Genomic DNA, 21,672 nt, shown 5'->3' on the forward strand with positions numbered 1-21,672 from the left:
TCGCTGGTCGGGTAGCACGCGAGCGGAGCGAGTGTGCGTAGCGAGACCGGGCCCGGTCGATGACGGGCTGAGTTCAGGCGTTCCACCACGGACGCAGCGGGAGATCGTTGCCGCCCCGGTCGTCGAGTTTCGTCGCCAGCACATGGTGCAACTGGATGATGTCGCGCTCGAATCCGATACGGCACCCGGCCATGTAGAGACCCCACAGACGAGCGGTACCCTCGCCGACCTCGGCGACGGCCTCGTCCCAGTGCTCGACGAGGTTTCGGTTCCAGTCGCGCAGGGTCATCGCGTAGTGATCGCGGAAGTTCTCCTCGTGCACCACTTCCATGCCGCCGATGTCCTGCAGCTTGGAGATGATCTTGCCGGAGCCGGTGAGTTCCCCGTCCGGGAAGACGTACCGGTCGATGAAGGAGCCGGCCCGGTTCTTGCCGGTGTTGTCGGGGCGGGTGATGCAGTGGTTCAACATCATTCCACCGACGCGCAGACGATCCCGCATGAACGAGAAGTACGCGGGATAGTTGTGCACACCGATGTGCTCGGTCAGGCCGATGGAGGACACGGCGTCGAAGCCGGTCTCGGTGACGTCGCGATAATCGCTGTGCCGGACCTCGGCCAGATCGGACAGGCCTTCGTCGACGATGGCCTTCTGTGCCCATTCGGCCTGTTCGGCGGAGAGCGTAGCGCCGATCACGTGAACGCCCCGGTGGGCTGCGTAACGGACCATTCCGCCCCAGCCGCAACCGATGTCGAGCAGGCGATCACCCGGCTTGAGGCGCAGCTTCTCGAAGATCAGCCGGTACTTGTTCTCCTGCGCCACCTCGAGTGAGGCCTCGAGTTCCGGGTAGACGGCGCAGGTGTAGGTCATCGACGGCCCGAGTACCCACTCGTAGAAGGTGTTCGAGACGTCGTAGTGGTGATGGATGACCTCGGCGTCGCGGGCCCTGCTGTGCCGCAGACCTTCGGCGAATCGGCGCCAGCGCGGCAGGGTTTCCTGCGGCGGTGGGGCGATCGGCTTGAAGTGTTCGATGCCGAGCGACCGGGCGATCTGCGCGAGCTGCAGCGTGGACGGCCGGTTGAACTGGAGGTCGGACGCCAGCGCACGGAGAGCGCCGTACGGGTCGGCCGGATGTGCACCGATCAACTCGAGGTCACCGGAGATGTAGGCCCGCGCCAGCCCCAGGTCACCGGGGGCGGTCACCAGATAGGTTGTGCCGCGCGGGGTTTTGAGGTTGAGGCCGAACTCGGCATCCTCGGGTCCCGCGGAACTGCCGTCGTATGCGGTGATCCGGATCGTCAGGTTGCCGCCGAGCAGCGCCTCGAAGATCTCCGCCAGCGTCATCTTCCCGCTGTGGTCCGCCGCCGATTTCGATGCCACGTCCTTGAATGTGGTCACTGCCGCTTCACCGCTTTCGCATACAGGTCGAGCAGCCGGCCGCTGGGGTCGTACCGCTTCTTGAGGAGCCGATAGTTCTCGCCGCCGTACAGTTCGTCGAATTCGTCCGGCGGATAGAACGATTCGGAGTAGAGGGACTTGTGGCCGTCGAGTGCGGCGACCTCACGTTCGATCAGTTTGTTGGTGTGGCCGGGATCGCCCGGCGTGACGGGGACCCCGGACCAGAAACCGACGTTCACGTAGGTGCGGTCCGGTTCGAGCGGATACAGCGGCCACGGACGCGTCTTATCCGCGTTGGCAGCGGCCGGGCCGCCATCACGAAGCCGCAACGGGCACAACCAGAGTGGTTCGATGGGGACGTTCTTCAGGAACCATTCGAGGTAGGCCGTCGTGTTCTCGATCGGCACCTCGATGTCCTGCACCACTCGTTCGGTCGCCGGCAGTCCCTTACGGGCATTGAGTTTGTCGCCGATGTTGTACCGATGGTCATAGCCGATGAGTTTCCAATAGAAACTGCTGCGCAACAGGCGTTTCGGCCACAGTCGGCGGATGCGCGGATTCTGTGCTCCGAATGCTCGGGAACACCAGAACCAGTCGGTGTCCCAGCGCCACAGGTAGTCGCCGATGGTGAGCCGATCGGTCTGCTTGCGCTGGATGGACCGGTAGTAGATGTCCATTCCGGTGTAATCGCTGACCGGGCCCGGCTCGTCGGTCTGGCGGCCCAGCGTCAGATAGCTCTCGCCCGCCGAGAAGACCACACCGTCGAGGTAATCGACCTGCTCACCCTCGTACGTGCCGTCGAAGACGATGGCGTCCATCGTCGACTGCATGGTGACCAGATCGTGAAAACGCAGGTGGCGCAACGCGACATAGGGCTTCACCCGCTCGAGCTCGATCCGCAGGCGCACCGAATATCCCAGGGTGCCATAGGAATTGGGGAACCCGTAGAAGAGATCGGAGTACTCGTTGTCGGGCGTCGCGGTGATGATGGCGCCGTCGCCGGTCAGGATGTCGATCTCGAGGACCGACTCGTGTGGCAGGCCGTTGCGGAACGAGGTCGACTCGATGCCGAGACCGGTGACGGCACCGCCGAGCGTGATCGTCTTGAGCTGGGGCACCACCTCGGGTGCAAGGCCGTAGGGGAGGGTGGCGGCCACCAGATTTTCGTAGGTGCACATCCCGGCGACGTCTGCGGTGGCCGACTCGGCATCGACGGCGATCACACGATCGAGCCCGGAGACGTCCAGACCCGGATGCGGATTGTCGGCGCGCTTGCGGAACAGATTCGACGTCTTCTTCGCCAATCGGACGGTGGCCCCCGGCGGGATCGCACGGTAGCTCGCGAGGAGGGTGTCGACGCCCTCCTCGAATGCCTGCGCCCCCATCTCCAACCGCTCAGCGCTCACCGGGCTAGCCTAGGACGAGACGTTCTCGCCCGCCAATCTGTTGAAGGAGTCCGCATCGTGGGACAGGTTTCCGCCACCCAGTCGATCGAGATCGCTGCCACCCCGGAGGCCGTGCTCGCCGCACTCGCCGACTATCAGGACGTGCGTCCGGCGATCCTGCCGGCCAATTACCGGGATTACGCGGTACTCAGCGGCGGCAAGGGAGACGGCACCGTGGTGCACTGGATCCTGCAGGCCACCGAGAAGCGGCAGCGCGACGTGAAGGCGACCGTCAGCGTGGCCGGTGACACCATCACGGAGAAGGACGCCAACTCCACGATGGTCACCACCTACACGGTGAAGCCGTCGGGATCCGGCTCGATCGTGACGACCACCACCACGTGGACCGGTGCGGGTGGCATCGGCGGATTCTTCGAGAAGATGTTCGCCCCCAAGGGCCTCAACCGGATTCAGGCCGAGCTGCTCGGCAATCTCAAGAAGCGTCTCGAGAGCTGACCCGCCGCCGACGCGCACCGGCCGCGCCGCTCGCGCCACGTGACGGCGTGGATGCGACGCGGGTGGTGCTGCGGTCGGGGCCGGAACTCACCGTCGGGCAGGCACTGCTCGCGATTCGGTCGCTCGACGGTCTCACCGCCGACGATCTGCGGACCCGATACGCCGCGGGCGAACTTAAGTACGGCGACGGCCGGCCCGTCGAACTCGATCAGCCGTCCCGCATCAACACGTCGGTGTATCTGTATCGCGACCTTCCCGACGAACCGGCGGTCCCGTTCGACCTGCCGATCCTGCACCGCGACGAGGACATCGTCGTCGTCGACAAGCCGCATTTCCTCGCGACCATGCCGCGCGGGCGGCACGTCACCGAGACCGCACTGGTGCGGCTGCGCCGAGAACTGGGAACCGATCTGGTGTCTCCCGCGCACCGGCTCGACCGTCTCACCGCCGGGGTGCTGCTGTTCACCCTCCGACCGTCGGTGCGCGGCGCGTATCAGGCGTTGTTCGCCGAACGCCGTGCGATCAAGGAGTATCGGGCGCTCGCGCCCGTGCGTGACGACCTCGAGACGCCGGTCACCGTCGCGAACCGGATCGAGAAGACGGCCGGGGATCTGCGAGCTCGGGTGGTGGCCGGGGACGTGAACGCGATCAGCGAGATCACGCTGCTGACCGAGACGTCACGGGGCGGCGTCTACGACCTGCGCCCCCGCACCGGCCGCACCCATCAGCTGCGCATGCACATGGCCGGGCTGGGCGTGGGCATCATCGACGATCCGCTGTATCCGGACGTCCACACCGACCTGGCGGAGATGCCCGACCACGGGGATTTCTCCCGCCCACTGCGGCTCATCGCCCACAGCCTGGCCTTCGACGATCCGATCTCCGGGAGGCCGCGACGGTTCGAATCGCAGCAGACGTTCCGGGATGCACCGGCGTAACCGTCACCGATCCGGGCTCCGGACGGCCTTCCGGGGCCGAATCGACCCGGAGCGGTGACGGTTACGCTGACGTATGGCCATCACCGCGTCGTATGAGCGGCATCCCGACCTGGGATGCGAAGCCGTGGTGTTCATCGACGACGAATCGCTGGGCTGCTTCCAGATCCAGCGCGACCTCGTCGGTGGCACCCGGGCCGACGAATACTGCGTGACGACCGGGGCGAGCGCACCGGTGTACGGCGGCGTCACCGGATGGCGCCGCGTCGACGACCGGTTCGAGTTCGCGCTGACCCCGAAGGCCGGGCGGCTCTTCGGTGACGAGGTGCTGTCCTTCGAGGTCACCACCCGCGACGGACTGACACTCGATGAACTCACCGAGCATGTCGATCGCCTGCTGCGCTGAACGGCGACTACCCTGGGCACCGTGAATCAACCTTTCGATCCCAGTGCACTGTTCGGCGGCGGGGACGGCGGCGACAATCCGATGGCCGGTCTGCTCGCCCAGGCGCAGCAGATGCAGGAGCAGCTGCTCGCCGCGCAGACCGAGATCGCGGCGACCGAGGTGACCGGGACCGCGGGCAACGGCCTGGTGACCGTGACCGGAAACGGCACCGGCGAGGTCACCGCGGTGACCATCGATCCCAAGGTCGTCGACCCGGACGACGTGGAGACCCTGCAGGATCTGGTGCTCGGTGCGCTGTCGGATCTGTCGACCAAGCGCGAGGAGCTGACCCAGCAGAAGATGGGTCCGCTGGCCGGCGGTTTGGGCGGCGGCCTGCCCGGCCTCGGCTAGTACCCGGGCGAGCACGACATGTACGAGGGACCGATCCAGGATCTGATCGATGAGCTGGCGAAACAGCCGGGGCTGGGGCCCAAGGGCGCCCAGCGCATCGCGTTTCATCTGCTGTCGGTGGAGAACTCGGAGATCGATCGTCTGATCGCGGCTCTCGGCCATGTGCGCGACGACGTCACCTACTGCGCCGAATGCGGCAACGTCTCCGCCAACGATCTGTGCCGCATCTGCGCGGACCCGCGTCGCGACGTGACGAAGATCTGTGTCGTCGAAGAACCCAAGGACGTCCACGCCATCGAGCGGACCAAGGAGTTCAACGGCCGCTATCACGTCCTCGGTGGCGCCCTCGATCCGCTCTCCGGCATCGGGCCCGATCAGCTGCGTATCCGGGAGCTGCTCAAGCGGCTCGCCACCCAGGACGACGGTGACGATGTCAGCGAGATCATCGTGGCGACCGACCCGAATACCGAGGGTGAGGCAACGGCCACCTATCTGCTGCGGATGCTCAAGGATTTCCCCGGACTCTCGGTCACTCGCCTCGCCTCCGGCCTGCCGATGGGTGGCGACCTCGAATTCGCCGACGAGCTGACCCTGGGACGTGCCCTGTCCGGTCGACGGGTGTTGGCCGGATAGTCGGCCGCCGCCACGTGCTCCACGTGGTGTGCGCCGCAGTGACGTTTGCTAAGCATATGAACGTGAACACGTGCGGACGGTCAGCGGTCAAGTGGGGGGCGATGGCCGTGGCCGTCGCCGCAACGGTGGGTGTGTCGGCGATACCGTCGGCCACGCCTGCGGCCCACGCCGCTCCGTCGACCCTGACATGGGGTGCGTGCGATCCGGTTCACCGTGCCGGCCCCGAGGCGCGGTGCGCGACGGTCCGGGTGCCACGCGATCATCAGCGGCCCGGCCCCACCATCGAGGTCACCGTCAGCAGGATCCCGGCGCGTGACCCGAGCCGTAAACGCGGTGTCCTGTTCGGCAATCCGGGTGGTCCGGGCGGTGACGGCATCAGCATGTTCCGCTTCGTCCGACCGCCGGAACAGGTGCGCGACGAGTGGGATCTCGTCGCGGTCCAGCCGCGCGGACTGTTGAGCGCGACCCCCGTCCGGTGCGATCCGATCCGGCCGAGCGATGACGTTCTCACCTCGCTCGGAGCCGTGAACCGTGAACGGTGTGAACGACGCACACCCGGCTACACGAAGACCCTGACCACCGAGAACACGGCTCGCGACATCGACGTGGTGCGCAGGGCTCTCGGTGTCGATCGGATCAGCATGTACGGCATCTCCTACGGCACACTCCTGATGTCCACGTACGCAACACTTTTCCCGCAGCACACCGATCGGCTGATACTCGACTCCGGCGTGGACCCGGGGTGGATCTGGAACGACGTACTGGCCGAACAGACGGACCCCTACAAGAAGCGCGTCCACGCCATGATGACGTGGATCGCCGACCGCGACAGCCGATACCACCTCGGTGCCACACCGCTTGCGGTGTACCGGAAATGGAGCGCGAAGGTGACGTCGCAGGCGGGTGTTCCGCCGTCACTGGCCGCACCGCCCGCGCAGGTGGGGGATGTGCCGCCCGGACTCACCGCGGTTGCCCGCGCCTATGTGGACGGCGTCAACCTGACCGCCGATGCCCGCGCACGATTCGAGAATTTCGTCGCCACGCTCGTGACTCCCGGTGGGATGCAGGCGAAGTCGTCACTCCTCGCGTTCACCCGCGCTGCGGCACCGGACCGGAACCTCTGGCCGCAGGTCGCACTGCAGGTGGCGGGACGAGCGCCGTCGACGCCGTTGGGCAAGGGGCAGGAGAAGGTGCTCCAGAACTTCGTCGACATGCAGCAATTGGTGCTGTGCAACGAGAATCAGGTCCCCGCCCGGCCCGCCGACCTGCCCGCCGCCTTCATCTCGAATTTCTTCACCGGCGACATCTTCGAGGCACCGGGATTGATGTACCGATCCGGCATGGCATGCTCGGGAGCAGCGCCGGTGACCCGCCCGCTGCCGATCTCCGGGAAGCGACTGTCGGTGCGGCCGCTGCAGATCCAGAGTCTGGGTGACCCGCAGACCCCGTACCGGGGCTCGCTGGCGATGCGGCGCCTCATGAACAGTCACCTCATCACCGTCGGCGGGGGCGATCACGGCCAGCTCGGCCGGTCCAACAAGCCACTCGACCGCGCGATCACCGAGTATCTGCGCACCGGCCGGACGGCCGTCACGGCGGTACCGCAGGCGCCGATCACCGGTCCGCTGAATCGGCCGTCGTCGTCGGGCACGGTCGCGGGCCGATGATTGCCGCGGGTCTCGCGGGGCGCCTCGACGATCTGTCACGCTCGCTGACCTCGGGCATCATCGCGATCGACGGTCCGTCCGGAGCCGGGAAGTCAACGGTCGCCGACGAATTGGTCGCTCGCCTGCGTGACCGGCGCGTCGGTGTGCAACTCATCCGCACCGACGACTTCGCGACCTGGGACGATCCGGTGGCGTGGTGGCCCGAGATGGAAGCCGATGTGGTGCGGTCGTTCCTGCGCAGGCACGACTATCGCTATCACCCGCGCGTATGGCGGGATGGTGTCCCGCACAAGGGATCTCTGGTGTGGCTGAGGTGGGAGCCCCTGCTGATCATCGAGGGGGTGTCGTCGGCGAGGCGCCGTATCGCGTCGCAGCTGACGCATGCGCTGTGGCTGGACGGTGGCACCGTGGAGGAGCGTCTGGCGCGGACCGTCGCACGCGACGGTGAGGCGGCCCGTCCGCAACTGGTGCACTGGCAGGAGTTCGAACGCGGCTGGTTCGCCGTCGACGACACCCGTTCCCGCTGCCATGTACTCGACGAGTGACGGGCGTACGGTGGTTCCGTGGCGTACCGCAGCATCCCGGAACTTGACGCCGATCTGATCGACTGCCGGGCATGCCCGCGACTGGTGGAGTGGCGGGAGCAGATCGCGACGGACAAACGCGCCGCGTTCGCCGACCAGACCTATTGGGGCAGACCGGTACCCGGGTTCGGTCCGGTCGATGCCCGGGTGCTGATCCTGGGGTTGGCGCCGGCGGCGCACGGCGGTAACCGTACGGGCCGGATGTTCACCGGGGACCAGAGCGGGGACGTGCTGTTCCGCGCTCTCCACGATGCCGGACTGGCCAATCAGCCGACCGCCACCTCCATCGACGACGGCCTGACCTTGCGCGGTGTTCGGGTCACGTCGCCGGTGCATTGCGCCCCGCCCCAGAACAAACCGACCGTCGAGGAACGGGACCGCTGCGCGCACTGGCTGGAGTCCGAAGTCGAATTATTGCTGCCCACACTGAAATCCGTGGTGGTGCTCGGGGCGTTCGGCTGGCAGTCCGGGCTGCGCGCCTTCGAGGCGATGGGCTGGGACGTCGGCAGGCCACGCCCGAAATTCGGCCACGGGGCACGCGCCACCATCCGTCGCACGGAACCGGACGGAACCGTCCGGGAACTGGAGTTCTTCGGCAGTTACCATGTGAGTCAACACAACACGTTCACCGGACGTCTGACGCCCGAGATGCTCGGCGATGTGCTCCGCGCGGCCGCCGATCATGCGGGACTAGACGCGACGGCCCGCCGCCAGCCTTTCGGTACGTAGCCGATCGACCTCCGGAAGATCCAGCGGGGCAAGGGAGTCGGTGTCGAGTGCGCGTGCGAGCAGATGGTCGGCGAGCTCCGGATTGCGGGCCAGTGCCGGTCCGTGCATGTACGTGCCGATCACCGATCCCTGCACGACACCCTCCGTGTGGTCACCCACCCCGTTGCCGACACCGTGCCGGACGCGCGCGAGCGGACCCGCATCGGGGCCGAGTGTCGTTCCGCCACGGTGATTCTCGAAGCCGGTCAGCGGCTGCGACAACCCGGCGAGGGCCGGTTCGGTCACCAGTTCGCCGATGCTCCGCTCGGCCTGCGGCGCGGTGGTGAGGTCGACGAGGGAGATGCCGTCGACACGTTCGCCCGCGGACGTCTCGTACCAGTGGCCGAGCACCTGGATGGCGGCACAGATCGCGAGTACCGGGCGTCCGGCGGCCGCCGCCCGCTGCATACCCGGATAGCGGTTCAGATGCCGGGTCGCGAGCCGCTGCGCATAATCCTCGGCTCCGCCGAGCGTGTACACGTCGAGGGAATCAGGAACCTCGTCGTCGAGAGTGATGTGCACGATCTCGGCATCGATCCCGCGCATACGGGCGCGCTGTCGCAACACGAGTGCGTTGCCGCCGTCACCGTAGGTACCCATCACGTCGGGCAGGACGAGGCCGATCCGCAGGGTGGACTCGCTCATTTCCCCGCCTCCTTGGCGGCGCGTTCGAGCGCCGTGTTGAGATCACGGAACGCCGTGTAGTTGGCCAGCACCTCGACGCGGCCCGGAGGGCAGGATTCGATGGCCCGCACCGTATCCGGGATCGTGGTGTGCTGCGCACCCGCATAGAGCAGCCGCACCGACAGGTCGGCGGCACGCTCTCCGGCCGCGACGACCTGCATCGTCTCGAAGGCCTCGAAGCGCACATCCCACAGCCAGGACAGGTCTCCGCCGTCGGCCACCTGGCCATTGACCGCGATGACCAGTCCGTCGGCGTCCTGGTCGATCATCGACAGTGCCTCCTGCCAGCCCGCCGGGTTCTTCGCGAGCAGCGTACGGACCGTGCGGTCGCCGAGCTGATGGGTTCCGTAGCGCCCCGCGACCTCGCCCACCGTGCCCACCGCGGCGACGGCCGCCGCCGGATCGGCACCCATCGCGACAGCCGCGGCAACGGCCTGCGCGGCGTTGCCACGGTTCGCCCGGCCGGGGACCGCCAGGGTCATCGGTGCGACGAATCCGTCGGGGCCGTAGATGTTCTCGTCGTCGACCCACCAGTCCGGTGTCGGTCGGCGGAACTTCTCGTCTCCGCTGGAGTACCAATCATCCCCAGTGACATTCGGCCCGCTCGCTTCGCTCCCGGCGCCGGATCTCAGAATCGGCTCGCCCGTTCGCGGGCAGCTCACCGAGTCACCGACCCAGCCCGCTCCCGCGGCCACCCAGATCACGTGCGGCGCATCGAAAGCCACCGAGGTGACGAGCACGTCGTCGCAATTGGCGACGACGGTGGTCGACGGATGCCGGCCCACACCTTCGCGGAGTTTGCGCTCAATCATGTTGATCTCGCCCACCCGATCCAGCTGGTCGCGTGAAAGATTCAGCACCACAAGCACTTCCGGCGAGAGTGCGTCGCTCACATGCGGGACGTGGAGTTCGTCGACCTCGATCGCCGCGACGGGGGCCGACCGTTGCAGGCTGAGGGTCGCGATGATGCCCGCGTCCATGTTCGCGCCGTCGGCCTGCGATGCGACGTCGCCGAGCGGGGCGAGCGCGGCCGCCAGCATCCGCGTGGTCGTCGACTTGCCGTTGGTTCCGGTGACGAGCGCGGTGCGTTTCCCGGCGGCGAGGCGGCGCATGATGTCGGGGTCGATCTTCTCGGCGATGAGTCCGCCGATCATCGAGCCCTTGCCGCGGCCCGCGGCCCGGGAGGCCCAGCGCGCCGCGGCAGCGGCGGCCAGTGCGACGGAGGTGCGCGCGGGAACGCGGGTGGAGCGGTCGGACATGCCGGATAGTCTGTCACAGCGACGGTCCGTGGGTGCCACCGTGGATTCGTCGCTAGGATCGCGGTGTGAGTCAGGCCACCGAATTGTCCCTGCCGTTGCCCGCACGAATCCAGCGCGCCTTCCTGTCCGGTCTCGGCAAGGTGTTGCCGACCGTCTCCGCGCCGCTGTCGAGCCGCACCCCGGTCAATCGGGACGGTGATCGTCTCGCGCCGGAGATGCTGCTGATCTCGCAGGCCGCCGACAAGATCCCGGGCATGGCGCTCGCCGACGGCCCCGTCGACGTCGCCCGGCGCAACACCAGCGTGAACGGGCAGATGCTGTCCGCACCGACGCCGCCTCTGGCCGTCGTCGAGGACCTTCTCGCACCGGGCCCGGCGGGCGAGATCCCCATCACGCGATACCGCGCAAACGTCTCGTCGACCGGCATCATCCTGTTCTTCCACGGCGGCGGTTTCGTGGTCGGGGACCGGGCCAGTCACGACGGTGTGGCCCGCGCGCTGGCGTACGAGACCGGTGCCGACGTCCTGTCCGTCGACTACCGGCTGGCCCCCGAACATCCGTTCCCGGCCGCCTACGACGACTGTCTGGCCGCATGGCGATTCGCGGTGGAACGCGCTCCGGGGTGGGGTGTGTCGCCCGACAAGATCGTGGTGGCCGGTGACAGCGCAGGTGGCAACCTCGCGACCGGTGTCGCACGCGCGGTACGCGGCGAGGCCGTGACGCCGGTGCTGCAGCTGCTCATCTACCCGGTCACCGAGGCGCGGCCCGGATACGAATCCGCCTCGCGCAGTGAGTTCGCCACCGGCCGGTACCTCACGCAGGCCCGCATCCAGTGGTTCGTCGACCAGTACGTCCCCGACGACGCGCTGCTCGCCGATCCGCGCGTGTCCCCGATGGCCGACGACGACCTCAGCGGACTCGCGCCCGCCTATGTCGCCGTCGCGGGCTTCGATCCGCTGCGCGACGAGGGCATCGCCTACGCGAAACGCCTCGAGGAGGCCGGCGTGCCGGTCACGCTCGACCGGTCCGGCGGACTCATCCACGCCTTCGTGAACATGACGCTCATCAGTGCCGACGCCCGGGCCGCACTCAGCCGGATGAGTGCCGCGGTCGTCCGGGCGCTCGCCTGAGGGGTCAGCGCCACCCGAGCGCGGGCGCGACGTGGGTGAGGATCGACTCCATCACGTGCGCGTTGTAGTCGACACCGAGTTGGTTGGGAACGGTCAGCAGCAGGGTGTCGGCGGCGGCGACGGCCTCGTCCTCGCGTAGCTGCTCGATGAGCACATCGGGTTCGGCGGCATAGCTGCGGCCGAAGCGCGCGACCGAGCCGTCGATCACGCCGACTTGATCGGCCTCGTCGCCGGAACCACCGAAGTACGCGCGATCGCGCTCGTCGGTGATCGCGAAGATGCTGCGGCTCACCGACACTCGCGGTTCGCGAGAGTACCCGGCCGCGGCCCAGGCCTTGCGGTACACCTCGATCTGCTCGGCCTGCAGCTGATGGAACGGCACGCCGGTGTCCTCGGTGAGCAGGGTGGAACTCATCAGGTTCATCTCCTGCTGCGCGGTCCACTCGGCAGTGGCACGGGTGCCCGCACCCCACCAGATCCGGTCGCGGAGTCCGGGGGACTGGGGTTCGATGGGCAGCTTGCCCGGCGGGTTCGGGAACATCGGCCGCGGATTCGGTTGGGCGAAGCCGCCGCCCTCGATGACCCGCAGGAACACGTTGGTGTGCTGGCGAGCCATGTCGGCATCGCTGCCGCCCTCTTCGGGCACGTAGCCGAAGTACTTGTAGCCCTCGATGACCTGCTCGGGTGAGCCGCGGCTGATGCCGAGTTGCAGACGTCCACCCGAGATCAGGTCGGCCGCACCCGCATCCTCGGCCATGTAGAGCGGATTCTCGTATCGCATGTCGATGACGCCGGTGCCGATCTCGATCCGGTCGGTCCTCGCGCCGATCGCGGACAGCAGCGGGAACGGTGAGGCGAGCTGGCGAGCGAAGTGGTGCACGCGGAAGTACGCGCCGTCGGCACCGAGTTCTTCGGCGGCCACCGCGAGGTCGATGGATTGGAGGAGAGCGTCGGAGGCGGTGCGCACCTGCGAACCGGGTGCATCCGACCAGTGACCGAAGGACAGGAAACCGATCTTCTTCATACCCGGTCCAAGGGTTCGGTGCCCGGGTTCATTCCCGCGCACGCTCAGGCCTGCGGCGGTACCTCCGGCGGAATCGATGGTTCCGGCGGCGGGGCCACGAGCGTCGACGCGAATGAATCCGCCACCGTCGCAGCCAGTTCGAGGAACGCGTCGCGGGTCCGGCGATGCAGCCGGTCGAGATCGATGATGGCGCCGGTGGCCAGGTGGTCGTCGTAAGGGATGTGGTGGACCGCCCGTGTGCGCCCGAGGAAGTGACGGGTGAGCAGCGGGACGTCCACCGGCGACGACCCCGGCTTCGACGCCGAGATCACCACGACCGCCTGCCGTGCGAGATGGGCATAGCCGTGGGCGTTGAGCCAGTCCAGCGTCGCCGAGGCCGACTGTGCCCCGTCCACCGCGGGGGAGGTGACCAGAACGATCGCGTTCGCGGTACTGAGCACGCCCTCCATCGCCGAGTGCAGCAATCCGGTTCCGCAGTCGGTCATGATGATGTTGTAGAAATTCTCCAGGATGCCCAGCACGTCGCGATACTCGCCGGAGGTGAAGGACTCCGATACCGCCGGATCTCGTTCGGAGGCAAGAACTTCCAGGCGGCTCGGTGATTGGCTGGTGTGCTGACGGATGTCGGTGTAGGTGAGGTCGTCGCCGGCGTGGAGCAGGGTCCGCACCGTCGAGGTGGTCTGCTGCGGAACCCTGCTGGCGAGGGTGCCGAGGTCGGGGTTCGCATCCACCGCGATCACCCGGTCGCCGCGCTGGGAGGAGAACGACGATCCGAGGCCGACGGTGACAGTCGTCTTGCCGACGCCGCCCTTCAGGGACATGACGGCCACCCGGTAATCCCCGCGGATGGGCTGCCGCACCCGGGCCAGCACCGCCTCACGATGCTGCTCGGCCTTGCTCTTGCCGAGGTTGATCATGCCGCCCGACGATCGGTGCAGCACGCTGCGCCACCCCTGCGTCGGTACCTCGCGAGGTCGCTTGACGAGTCGGTCGTGTTCGAGGCCGGGTGGGGGCACCATGTGCTGTGCGACGCCGTCGACCGGCGGGCCGGGCACCGGCGGGTATGGCGGTCCGCCCGGAAGGGCCCCGGGCAGCGGCATGCCGTCGGGCCCGATGATCGGTGCACCCGGAGGAACGGGGATCGGTCCGGTCGGCATCGGTCCAGGACCCGGGACCATCGGTGGTCCCGGCGGCGTGGGCGCGAACCCGGTTGCGCCGCCCGGCTGTGTGTCCGCGGTGGGGGTGACCCGTTTCGTCACCATCGGGGCCGTTCCGGAGCCCGCGCCCTGCGGGTCGCGGCGCACGATCGCGGGTGCCTTCGCGGTCGCGGACTTGGACCGCGTCACCATAGCGGTGGCAGCGGGTGCCTCCGCCTCGGCGGACTTGGCCTCGTCAGCGGCAGTGTCATCGGCGGCGGTGTCGCCGGGCCGGTCGTCGGCGCCGCTGTCCGAGTTGTCGCTGTCCGAGTTGTCGCCGTTCGGGTTGTCGCCGTCCGGAGTGTCGCTGTCCACGTCATCCTCGACCGTGAGCGCCTCGGAATCCTCGACGACATCGTCCTGTACGTCATCGTCCTGCACGTCGGGCCGATCCTCGTGGGCGCCGGACTTCTCGGGGGCGCCGGACTTCTCGGGGGCGCCGGACTTCTCAGTGGCGTCGTTCCCGGTGTCTTCGTTCTCGGCGGCGTCGTCACTCGCGTCCGTGTCGTCCACCGTCGCGTGATCGGAATCGGACGTGTCGTCGGCCGACACCTCATCGTCAGTTGACTCGTCACCGGCCGTCGAATTCTCCACAGGTGACTCATCGTCGACGACCGGCGCGTCGGAACCCTTGCTCTTCGGCATAACTGACCCCAGTCCTCCCCTGGTCACCGAGGTCACCGCACCGAAGTCCCCTCAAATCAACGATGCTTCGGTGACCGTCTTGACAGATCGTAGCGATATGTCCACCCACGCGCAGGCGCCGACTCCAGACCGATACCGGACCGCCGCGCACCGTCCTTTCGGGGGATCGTTGCCCGGGAGGTGGAGCGGCATCGGACCAGACCCGGTGAACGCGGGCACCAGCGGGATCGGTAATGCTGATCCGGGCACTCGCGGGCGGACGGCTCGGTCGAGGGGAAGGGAAACGATGCACGCACCGTTGGCCGGAATCACCGTGATCGGGCTCGAACAGGCAATCTCCGCACCGCTGTGCACGCGGCATCTGGCCGACCTGGGTGCGCGGGTCATCAAGGTGGAGCAGCCCGGCGTCGGCGACACGACACGGCATTACGACGGGGTCGTCGGTGGTATGTCCGCCCATTTCGTATGGCTGAATCACGGCAAGGAGTCGGCGGCACTCGACCTCAAGGACGATGCCGACAAGGCGGTACTGCGTTCGATGCTCGGGGTGGCCGACGTCCTGGTGAGCAACCTCGGCCCCGGCGCGCTCGATCGCCTCGGCCTCGGCGTCGACGAACTGACCCAGCGTTATCCGCGGCTCATCATCGTCGACATCTCCGGTTACGGGAGGGGCGGTCCGTACGACCACAAGCGCGCCTACGACCTGCTCGTCCAGGCCGAATCGGGTGCCGCAACCCACAGGTCGTCCCGGTCAGCCGGCGAAGTCAGGCGTCCCGGTCGCCGACGTGGGTACCGCGCTGTATGCGTATTCGTCCGTTCTCGCCGCACTCTACGACCGGGAACGTACCGGCCGGGGATCGGTCATTCCCATCGCGATGCTCGACGCGGTCGGCGAGATGATGGGCTTCGCGCTCAACCAGTTCCTGCATGCGGGTACCGAGTCCGATCCGGTGGGCATGGGATCGCCGCTCATCGCGCCCTACGGGGCGTACGCGACGAGCGACGGACAGACGGCGGTGCTCGGGACGACCAGCGATCGGGAATGGGCGCGCCTGGCGACGATGCTCGGCATGCCCGGACTCGTCGACGACCCCCGGTTCGCGCACAACGAGGATCGGGTGGCGCACCGGGAGGAGGTCGACGAGATCATCGGAGCGTGGTGCGAGCGGCACACGCTCGCCGAGGTGCAGCGCCTCGCCGATGAGGCCGGAATAGGCAACGCCCGGCTCAACAAGGTGCGCGACCTGGCGGAACATCCGCAATTGGCCGAGCGTGGTCGCTGGCGCGACATCGGTACCGCGGCCGGACCCGCGCCCGCGCTGCGGCATCCGGCCCTCGCCCGGGACTGGGCTGTCCGATCGGGCGATGTGCCGGAACTCGGTGCTCAGACCGACGCGATCCGAGCCGAGTTCTCCTGAATCAGGCCTGTGGGGCCTCGGGGGCGCCGCCCTGCTGGGCTTCGGCCTCGGCGATCTGCTTGCGGACCTCATCCATGTCCAGGCCCTCGACCTGGGTGATGAGATCTTCGAGCTGAGCCTCCTGGAGTGCGCCGGCCTGGTTGAACACCAGGATGCCGTCGCGGAAGGCCATCAGAGTGGGGATGGAGCGGATGCCGAATCCACCGGCCAGCTCCTGCTCGGCCTCGGTGTCGACCTTGCCGAAGACGATGCCCTCATGGGTGTCCGAGGACTTCTCGAAGACCGGGCCGAACATGCGGCAGGGACCGCACCATGACGCCCAGAAATCGAGCAGGACGATGCCGTTGTCGGCGATCGTCTCGTTGAAGTTGGACATGGTTATCTCTTTTGTTGCCATGTCCAGCACAACTCACGCCCGGTTTGGCGTATTCCATTGTGCTCCAATGAGGTGTCGTGTGCGGCCGGGAGCACCGACGGAGATGGACCGGCATCCGGCGGCGGGGATCGCCCGCACAAGAACGGATACCGGCCCATGCCCGACACGATGACGTCGGGGATCGCCCGCGCATCGCGAGTCCGTGTCCCGCGGATCGGTGATCAGGCGGGTGGTCTGGAAAGCCCGTGGTGCGACTACGGCGCCCAGGTACGCGGCGCGGCCTCGGAATCGTCGGCGGCGGGCGCGGCGACCCGGCTCGCACGGTTCACCGCGGACACCACCGCACGGAGGCTGGCCGTGGTGATCGACGATGCGACGCCGACACCCCAGACGGTTTCGCCGTTGACCTCGGCCTCCACGTAGGAGGCGGCGTTGGCGTCGTCGCCCGCGGTCATCGCGTGCTCGCTGTAGTCGAGCACGCGTACCTCGTAACCGACGGTCGACAATGCGTCGACGAAGGCCGCGAGCGGGCCGTTGCCGGAACCGGAGATCTCACGTTCGACGCCGTCGACCTTCACCACCGCGGTGATGTGGTCCTCGCCGCCGTCGATCTCCGCCGCGTCCACCTTCTGCCGCATCCGTTCCAGCGGCCGGATCGGGTTCAGGTACTCCTGTGCGAAGACGTCCCACATGTCCTTGGGATTGACCTCGCCGCCCTCGCCGTCGGTGATCTTCTGGATCTCGCGGCTGAACTCGATCTGCAGGCGCCGTGGCAGGTTCATGCCGTGGTCGGCCTTCATGATGTAGGTGACGCCGCCCTTGCCGGACTGGCTGTTCACCCGGATGACGGCCTCGTAGTTGCGGCCCACGTCCTTTGGGTCGATGGGCAGGTACGGCACCTGCCACAGAATGTCCTCGACATCCGAATCCGCTTCGTCCGCATCGATTTTCATCTGATCCAGGCCCTTGTTGATGGCGTCCTGATGGCTGCCGGAGAAGGCCGTATAGACCAGGTCGCCGCCGTACGGGTGACGTTCGGGGACGTTCAGCTGGTTGCAGTACTCGACGGTGCGCCGGATCTCGTCGATGTCGGAGAAGTTGATCTGCGGGTCCACACCACGGGTGAACAGGTTGAGGCCCAACGTCACCAGGCAGACGTTGCCGGTGCGCTCACCATTGCCGAACAGGCAGCCCTCGATGCGGTCGGCGCCTGCCATGTAGCCGAGTTCGGCTGCGGCGACGCCTTCTCCGCGGTCGTTGTGCGGATGCAGCGACAGGATGATCGAATCGCGGCGTGCCAGATTCCGGTGCATCCACTCGATCGAATCGGCGTACACGTTGGGGGTGGCCATCTCGACGGTCGCCGGCAGGTTGATGATCATCGGATTATCCGGTGTGGGAGCGATGATCTCGGTGACCGCGTCGCAGGCCTCCTTGGCGAAGGACAGCTCGGTGCCGGTATAGGACTCCGGTGAGTACTCGTACCGCCACTGGGTCTCCGGATACTGCTGCTGAACCTCGAGAACCTTGTGCGCGGCGTCGGTCGCGATCTTCACGATGGCAGGCTTCTCGGCCCGGAACACGACGCGCCGCTGCAGGATCGACGTCGAGTTGTAGAAGTGCACGATCACCTTGTTGGCACCGCGGCACGCCTCGAAGGTGCGCTCGATCAGTTCGTCGCGGCACTGGGTCAGCACCTGGATCGTCACGTCGTCGGGAATCGCGCCGTCCTCGATGATCTCGCGGACGAAGTCGAAGTCGGTCTGGCTCGCCGACGGGAAGCCGACCTCGATCTCCTTGTAGCCCATCCGGACCAGCAGGTCGAACATGCGGCGTTTGCGGGCCGGGCTCATCGGGTCGATCAGGGCCTGATTGCCATCACGCAGATCGACGGCGCACCACAGCGGCGCCTTGGTGATGACCGCGTCGGGCCAGGTGCGATCGGGTACCGAGACCTTCTCGACCTCGTCGGCGAACTGCCGGTAGCGGTGCGCGGGCATCGCCGAATTGCGTTGCGGGTTCCAGGACGGCTGGCCGTCGGGGATGGGGCCGGACGGTTCGACGATGCGACTCGGGCCCGAGGTGAAAGCGTCTGCTGCTGCCATGATGGTCATTCTCCGTGATGTGGTTGCTCGTCAGAGGAGCGAGGGGAAGATGACCGGCGCACGAAAAGGCCCGCGACGGAGGGCCGGTCGATTCAGACCCCGCCGCGGCAACCGAGGAGGAGTGCGCGCTGCATGGCCACGAGCGTACTCCCCGCCGTCTTCGAGGTTCAAGCCGATGGGCACCGCGCAGCGCCGGGACGTCGTCCGGTTTGTCGTGACAATCCCGACAAAAGTCCTTTGACCTGCGCAAACTGTTGGGAAATCGCCGGTGGATTCTCAGTCGCCTCTCATTGTTCGCGTCTAGTTTCGTCGTCGTGCCGAGCTTCTCGGCGACATCATCGAGAAAGGCTTCGTGATGACTTTCGATCGAATGACTCGACGGATTGCCTGCGGCGTCGCCGGCATCGGCGTCGCTTCGGTGTGTGCGGTCGGCGGTGTTGCCACTGCCGCACCGAGCGCTCCGGCTCACCCGAGCGCACCGCATTCGGCGCCCGCGCCGAAGACCGTCACGCCGGACACCAGGGTGCCCGACACCCGATGCAGCCTCGCGCAGGTCGAGCGTGCACTTGCCAAGCAGGATCCCGCGGTGTGGAAACGCATCAACTCAAACCCAAAGGCCAAGAAGCATTTCGAGTCCGTGGTCACCATGACCAAGCAGCAGCGCGAGGCGACGATGGCCGAGTTCACGAAGAAGCATCCCAACGCGTCGTCGGTGATGACCTTCCTCAGGGACCACAACATCACCCGGCCGGAGATGAAGAAGGCGCGTGATGCCGTGCAGAAGGCGAAGAGCACCTGCGGTCAGTACTGACCTCGCCCTGACTGACCTCGCCGTGGTGTGCGAAAACGTCGTCCTGAGGGGCCTCCGAGGGCATATTGCCCTCGGACCGCTCCCAGGGCGACGTTTTCAGCAGTCGATCGCGGTGTCTATCGGAATCCCGGTGTCTACCGGAACGGTTCACCCCATCGGTCGGCGAAGGCCACCTCGTCGAGAGGCAGTCGGGTGCGCGGACGTTCGTCCCGTTCACGGATCTCGGCCGCAACCGTGGACGGGTCCGCGAGCGTCCCGATGCCGACGAGGACCAGTGGCCGCATGCCATCGGGGATGGCGAACCGCTCACGGTCGGCGTCGGCATCGAAGCCGGCCATGGGATGCGCGTTGAAGCCGAGTGCCTCCGCCTGCAGGATCATCTGGGCGACGGCCAGTCCGACGTCGACGGCCGCGTAGGTGTGCGACTTCACGTCGTCCGGGTCGTCGATGGTGCAGACCAGGACGAGTGCGCTCGACGCGGGCGCCCACCCGGAATTGCCCCGCGACAATCCGGCCACCAGCCCGTCGAAGGTGTCGTCCCCGCGCAGCCCTGCGATGTAGCGGACCGGCTGACGCGAACCCCAGGTGGGGGCCCACCGTCCGGCGTCCAGAATGCTGGTCACCTCATCGGCGGAGATTGTCGCGGACGGGTCGTAACCCCGTGCGCTCCAGCGGCCTTCGATCAATTCATGCACGGGCCGAGACTAGAGGTTCTCCAGACGCTCCGCAGCAGACGGGCGATCACGCATCACCACGGCCAGCACCACGGCGAGCACGGACAGAGTGATCATCGCGGCCAGCGATGCGGCATGCATGCCGTCGACGAAGGCCGCCCGCGCGGCATCGGCCAAAGCGGTTCCGTCACTGCCCATTCCGGGCGCCGAAGCGCGATGGAGGGTTTCGCCCAGCGTCTCACCGAAGGGCCGTCCGTCGGCGCCTGCCCGGAACACCAGCGTCGCCAGGGAGCCGAGGAGAGCGAGTCCGAGCGCGGTACCGAGTTCGAAGCTTGTCTCCGAGATTCCCGATGCCGCACCGGAACGTTCCGGCGGCACCGACCCGACTACCACGTCCGAGACCAGGCTGAACTGGATGCCGTAGCCGACGCCGGCTACCGCGGTGCAGATCAGGTAGACCCAGAGCGGACTGTCGGTGGTGAGTGTCAGCAGACCGAGATTGCCCAGGGCGGCGAGAGCCACCGAGCCGATGAACGCGGTCCGCATGCCGACCATCTGGACGACCCGGGATGCGCCGATCGAGAAGACCGCGACGGCGATCGCCATCGGCAACCCGGCCAGTGCCGCCGCCAGCACGTCGTGTCCCATGACGGACTGCAGGTACACGCCGGTCAGGTAGGACATGCCGCCCAGCGCCATCATCCCGACCAGCGCCACCGCGATCGACGCGCTGAACAACGGGTTGCGGAAGAGCGCGAGGTCGAGCAGTGGAGCAGTGACACGTCGTTGATGAACCAGGAAGAGCGTGACCATCACGATGCCGAATGCGCCGACGGCGAGTACTCCTCCGCTCATTCCTTCGGCGGCCATGGTCTTGATCGCATAGACCACCGGCAGGATGCCGGCCATCGACAGGATCACGCCGACGAAGTCGAAGGGGTCGGTCGAGGCCGCGCGGTACTCCGGGAGCAACCGCGGGCCCGCGATGAACAGAATGGCCAGCACCGGCACATTGATGAGGAACACGACTCCCCACCAGAAGTGGTGCAGTAGAACGCCACCGACGACCGGGCCGATCGCACTGCCACCCGCGAAGGCCGCGGTCCAGACGCCGATTGCGCGGGCCCGGTCCTTCGGGTTGGGGAACATGTTGGCGATCAGGGACAGGCTCGACGGCATCAGCGTCGCTCCGCCGATACCCATGACGGCACGCGCGGCGATCAGGATCGCGGCGTTGGGGGCGAAGGCCGCGATAACGGACGCGATGCCGAACAGTGCGGCGCCGGCCAGAAGGATGCGCCGACGTCCGATGCGGTCGCCGACGTTGCCCATGGTGATGAGCAGTCCGGCGATGAGGAATCCGTAGATGTCGAGGATCCAGAGTTGCTGCGCCGCTGACGGTTCGAGTGCGTCGGTGATCGACGGGATCGCTAGGTAGAGGACCGAGAAGTCCATCGATACCAGCAACACCGGGAGGGTGAGTACGCCGAGTCCCCACCACATACGTCGATCGGTGCCCACATCCGCGGGGCGACGATCGGTGGTGTGGACGGCGGACGACATGATGGCTCCTGTTTCGCGATTCGGTGTTGAGTGATCGAGGGTGACGCGCAGACCTGCGCGTACGCCGTACGCGGCAACTCTACGAGAATGGGTACGCTGTACGCAAC

The 21,672-nt window shown here is 67.2% G+C and carries 20 protein-coding genes and 1 pseudogene; 11 read left to right on the plus strand and 10 right to left on the minus strand.

Translation table 11 applies throughout. The annotated features are described in order from the left end of the window. Window positions 1-73 precede the first annotated feature (73 nt). Together AC4JJG_RS14520 and AC4JJG_RS14525 are read right to left on the minus strand one after the other, a co-directional pair. Window positions 74-1,396, minus strand: a complete 1,323-nt coding sequence (locus AC4JJG_RS14520) for a class I SAM-dependent methyltransferase (RefSeq protein ID WP_495398191.1) — start codon at window positions 1,394-1,396, stop codon at window positions 74-76. Then, window positions 1,393-2,781: an FAD-binding protein gene (locus AC4JJG_RS14525; protein WP_495399565.1), complete on the minus strand. Its 1,389-nt coding sequence runs from the start codon at window positions 2,779-2,781 to the stop codon at window positions 1,393-1,395. Before AC4JJG_RS14525 ends, AC4JJG_RS14520 begins: the two co-directional genes overlap by 4 nt. Before the next feature lie 78 nt (window positions 2,782-2,859). Here AC4JJG_RS14525 and AC4JJG_RS14530 point away from each other — a divergent pair, with 78 nt between their 5' ends. The 8 genes from AC4JJG_RS14530 (at window position 2,860) to AC4JJG_RS14565 (ending at window position 8,641) form a co-directional block, all read left to right on the plus strand. After that, window positions 2,860-3,297 carry an SRPBCC family protein gene (locus tag AC4JJG_RS14530; RefSeq protein WP_495398190.1) on the plus strand — a complete coding sequence of 146 codons (438 nt, stop codon included), beginning with the start codon at window positions 2,860-2,862 and terminating at the stop codon, window positions 3,295-3,297. A gap of 47 nt (window positions 3,298-3,344) precedes the next feature. Then, the gene (locus AC4JJG_RS14535; RefSeq protein ID WP_495398189.1) at window positions 3,345-4,235 is read left to right on the plus strand and encodes a pseudouridine synthase; all 891 of its coding nucleotides are present in this window, start codon (window positions 3,345-3,347) and stop codon (window positions 4,233-4,235) included. 73 nt (window positions 4,236-4,308) lie between these two features. After that, window positions 4,309-4,638, plus strand: a complete 330-nt coding sequence (locus AC4JJG_RS14540; RefSeq protein WP_495398188.1) for a hypothetical protein — start codon at window positions 4,309-4,311, stop codon at window positions 4,636-4,638. Between the two features lie 21 nt (window positions 4,639-4,659). Then, on the plus strand, window positions 4,660-5,028 hold the full coding sequence (locus AC4JJG_RS14545; protein ID WP_495398187.1) for a YbaB/EbfC family nucleoid-associated protein: 369 nt from the start codon (window positions 4,660-4,662) through the stop codon (window positions 5,026-5,028). 18 nt (window positions 5,029-5,046) lie between these two features. Then, window positions 5,047-5,661, plus strand: coding sequence for a recombination mediator RecR (recR, locus tag AC4JJG_RS14550; RefSeq protein ID WP_495398186.1), 615 nt, complete (start codon window positions 5,047-5,049; stop codon window positions 5,659-5,661). A 56-nt stretch (window positions 5,662-5,717) separates the two neighbouring features. Then, complete coding sequence (locus tag AC4JJG_RS14555; RefSeq protein WP_495398185.1) at window positions 5,718-7,328, plus strand: alpha/beta fold hydrolase; 1,611 nt, start codon at window positions 5,718-5,720, stop codon at window positions 7,326-7,328. Continuing rightward, window positions 7,325-7,873, plus strand: a complete 549-nt coding sequence (locus AC4JJG_RS14560; RefSeq protein WP_495398184.1) for a uridine kinase family protein — start codon at window positions 7,325-7,327, stop codon at window positions 7,871-7,873. Before AC4JJG_RS14555 ends, AC4JJG_RS14560 begins: the two co-directional genes overlap by 4 nt. Window positions 7,874-7,891: 18 nt before the next feature. After that, complete coding sequence (locus AC4JJG_RS14565) at window positions 7,892-8,641, plus strand: uracil-DNA glycosylase (protein ID WP_495398183.1); 750 nt, start codon at window positions 7,892-7,894, stop codon at window positions 8,639-8,641. Here AC4JJG_RS14565 and AC4JJG_RS14570 read toward each other — a convergent pair. After that, window positions 8,603-9,325, minus strand: a complete 723-nt coding sequence (locus AC4JJG_RS14570) for a type 1 glutamine amidotransferase (protein ID WP_495398182.1) — start codon at window positions 9,323-9,325, stop codon at window positions 8,603-8,605. The two genes, AC4JJG_RS14565 and AC4JJG_RS14570, sit on opposite strands and share 39 nt — an antisense overlap. After that, window positions 9,322-10,623 carry a MurT ligase domain-containing protein gene (locus AC4JJG_RS14575; RefSeq protein ID WP_495398181.1) on the minus strand — a complete coding sequence of 434 codons (1,302 nt, stop codon included), beginning with the start codon at window positions 10,621-10,623 and terminating at the stop codon, window positions 9,322-9,324. The genes AC4JJG_RS14570 and AC4JJG_RS14575 overlap by 4 nt, the downstream gene beginning before the upstream one ends. Window positions 10,624-10,688: 65 nt before the next feature. Between AC4JJG_RS14575 and AC4JJG_RS14580 the strand changes: the two genes are divergently transcribed. Continuing rightward, a complete protein-coding gene (locus AC4JJG_RS14580; protein ID WP_495398180.1) occupies window positions 10,689-11,753 on the plus strand; it encodes an alpha/beta hydrolase in 1,065 nt (354 codons plus the stop codon). Window positions 11,754-11,757: 4 nt separating this feature from the next. Here the strand turns inward: AC4JJG_RS14580 and AC4JJG_RS14585 are convergent, their stop codons facing one another. Both AC4JJG_RS14585 and AC4JJG_RS14590 read right to left on the minus strand, forming a co-directional pair. Continuing rightward, window positions 11,758-12,777, minus strand: coding sequence for an LLM class flavin-dependent oxidoreductase (locus tag AC4JJG_RS14585; protein ID WP_495398179.1), 1,020 nt, complete (start codon window positions 12,775-12,777; stop codon window positions 11,758-11,760). 44 nt (window positions 12,778-12,821) lie between these two features. After that, entirely contained in the window at window positions 12,822-14,618 is a 1,797-nt protein-coding gene (locus tag AC4JJG_RS14590) for a MinD/ParA family ATP-binding protein (RefSeq protein WP_495398178.1), read from the minus strand. 286 nt (window positions 14,619-14,904) lie between these two features. Here AC4JJG_RS14590 and AC4JJG_RS14595 point away from each other — a divergent pair. After that, window positions 14,905-16,036 (plus strand): annotated as a pseudogene (locus AC4JJG_RS14595) (CaiB/BaiF CoA transferase family protein). Between the two features lies 1 nt (window position 16,037). Here the strand turns inward: AC4JJG_RS14595 and trxA are convergent. Then, window positions 16,038-16,433 carry a thioredoxin gene (trxA, locus tag AC4JJG_RS14600; RefSeq protein WP_495398177.1) on the minus strand — a complete coding sequence of 132 codons (396 nt, stop codon included), beginning with the start codon at window positions 16,431-16,433 and terminating at the stop codon, window positions 16,038-16,040. A gap of 233 nt (window positions 16,434-16,666) precedes the next feature. Continuing rightward, window positions 16,667-18,517: a 2-isopropylmalate synthase gene (leuA, locus tag AC4JJG_RS14605; RefSeq protein ID WP_495398176.1), complete on the minus strand. Its 1,851-nt coding sequence runs from the start codon at window positions 18,515-18,517 to the stop codon at window positions 16,667-16,669. A gap of 370 nt (window positions 18,518-18,887) precedes the next feature. Between leuA and AC4JJG_RS14610 the strand changes: the two genes are divergently transcribed. Continuing rightward, entirely contained in the window at window positions 18,888-19,328 is a 441-nt protein-coding gene (locus tag AC4JJG_RS14610) for a hemophore-related protein (RefSeq protein ID WP_495398175.1), read from the plus strand. A gap of 134 nt (window positions 19,329-19,462) precedes the next feature. On the opposite strand, the gene AC4JJG_RS14615 is transcribed toward AC4JJG_RS14610, so the two are convergent. Both AC4JJG_RS14615 and AC4JJG_RS14620 read right to left on the minus strand, forming a co-directional pair. Next, window positions 19,463-20,023, minus strand: coding sequence for a nitroreductase family protein (locus tag AC4JJG_RS14615; protein ID WP_495398174.1), 561 nt, complete (start codon window positions 20,021-20,023; stop codon window positions 19,463-19,465). Between the two features lie 9 nt (window positions 20,024-20,032). Further along, window positions 20,033-21,565: an MFS transporter gene (locus tag AC4JJG_RS14620; RefSeq protein WP_495398173.1), complete on the minus strand. Its 1,533-nt coding sequence runs from the start codon at window positions 21,563-21,565 to the stop codon at window positions 20,033-20,035. Window positions 21,566-21,672: the final 107 nt, after the last annotated feature.

Source organism: Gordonia sp. B8661-1, from assembly GCF_059427765.1.